Annotated in this window: 1 protein-coding gene; it reads left to right on the top strand. The window is 39.2% G+C overall.

The genetic code is table 11. The annotated features are described in order from the left end of the window. Nucleotides 1-185: 185 nt before the first annotated feature. The coding region (locus tag B4N75_RS02200; protein WP_296668673.1) for a TOTE conflict system archaeo-eukaryotic primase domain-containing protein at nt 186-1,996 on the top strand (1,811 nt) is incomplete at its 3' end.

Raw genomic sequence — 1,996 nt, 5'->3', positions numbered from 1 at the left:
ACTCGAAATTCGGGCTATTTACGATAATAAACATCAAAAATTAATCAAAAATTAACAAACTATGCGATGAGCATTTCTCTTTGAAGAGTACAATAAAGACGAGAAAATGGGAAACTAACCCCAAAAATCAACTTTCTTGCTTCAAACTTTGTTATTTTTAACATACAATAAACCGCATAACAGTTATGACAAAAAAGGATTTTCTTCTTTCGCTTTCAAAAGATGAGCTTGTGAAGCTGATTTTTGATTTTTCAGAAACAAACCGAGAAGCTGGTGATTTTATTCAGAAAAAAATTTTTCAGGCTGAAGCTGCAGGACAGAACAACAAAAATGAAAATCTATCAGAAAATCCTAAAACCAGAAATGCGGAAGTTCCTGCTGCGAATATTTCTGCGGACACCAATGCCATAAACCGATTTAGTTCCCCGGAAGAAAAAATCGCGCTTTTCAAATCGCTTTTTTCCGGTCGGACCGATGTTTTTGCCCTGCGCTGGCACAACGAAAAGTCAAATAAAAGCGGATATTCGCCGGTATGCAAAAATAAATGGATTTCGGGAAAATGCGACTTAAAAAAATATTCGTGCGCCGCCTGCCCTTTTAGGTTTCCTGAAAGCCTGTCTGATTCAAGAATCTACAATCATCTTGCCGGAAAAGATTTACACTGCCGCGACGTGATTGGAATCTATCCGCTTCTTTTGGACAACTGCTGCAATTTTCTTGCGTTCGACTTTGACTCGCACAGCAAAAATTTTGGGGCTGCAGAAAAAATTGACGGTGAACTAGACGGCAACAGCAATTCTGAAAAATGGAAAAGCGATGTTCGCTCAGTCTGCAAAACCTGCAGTGAATATTCAGTTTTTCCTTCCGTTGAAATTTCGCGTTCTGGAAACGGCGCTCATCTGTGGATTTTCTTCAGCGAAAAAATAAAAGCAAAGACGGCAAGACAGTTCGGCAGTTTGATACTTCAGGCGTCAATGCTAAAGAATCATTCGATTTCTTTTGAAAGTTTTGACCGGATGTTTCCGAATCAGGATGAAATTCCAAATGGCGGTTACGGAAATCTTATTGCGCTTCCGCTTCAAGGCCGGGCCGTTAAAGAGAAGCATTCTGTTTTTACCGATGAATCTTTTTTGCCTTATGACGATCAGTGGAAATATTTAAGTTCGGTTCAAAAACTGTCAGAAAAAGAAATAATTGAAATTTCAGAACAGATTCAAAAAAAACTGGGATTTTCAATACCGTACTGCAAAGAAGAAAATCCATTTGAAAATAAAAAAACATCTTCTGATTCACTTAAAAGCAAAGACACAGAAAATGAAGAGTTTAACCCTACAGATTTTCCGCAAAAGGTAAAAATCACCCTTACAAACCGCATTGAAATTCAAAAAGCCGGAATCTCCGAAAAAGCACTGTATATCTTGCGGCAGACGGCGGTTTTTCTGAATCCCGAATACTATAAAAATCTTCGCCTTCATTTGCCGCTGTATAATATTCCAAGGTTCATCGACTGTTCCAAAGAAAACAGAGAATGCCTGCTTTTGCCACGCGGACTTTTGGACGAAACGCTTGAAACCTTAAAATCTGCAAATGCTGGATACGAAATTGCGGACAAAAGAGAAAGCGGAACAAAAATCGACTTGGCTTTTAAGGCTGAACTTTACGATGAACAGAAACTGGCTTTAACCGAAATGCTCAAAAACGACACAGGGATTTTATCTGCAGGAACAGGATTCGGAAAAACAGTCTCCGCGGCAGCCCTTATTGCCAGGCGGAAAACAAACACTCTTATTCTTGTCCAAACCCACGCACTTTTAGAACAATGGAAAAAATCCGTCAAAACTTTTTTAGACTTCGCCCCCGGAACAATCGCATCAGGAAAGGACAAGTCCACAGGAATCGTCGACATTGCAATAGTAAAATCCCTGACAGAAAACAATTCTGACAGAATAAAGCCGCGAACTCACAAATACGGAATGGTTATAATAGATGAATGTCA

Origin of the sequence: Treponema sp. UBA7570 (genome assembly GCA_002477955.1) — a bacterium.
Classification (GTDB): Bacteria; Spirochaetota; Spirochaetia; order Treponematales; family Treponemataceae; genus Treponema_D.
The sequence above is the reverse complement of the archived record's forward strand: the minus strand, read 5'-3'. Positions and strand labels throughout refer to the sequence as shown.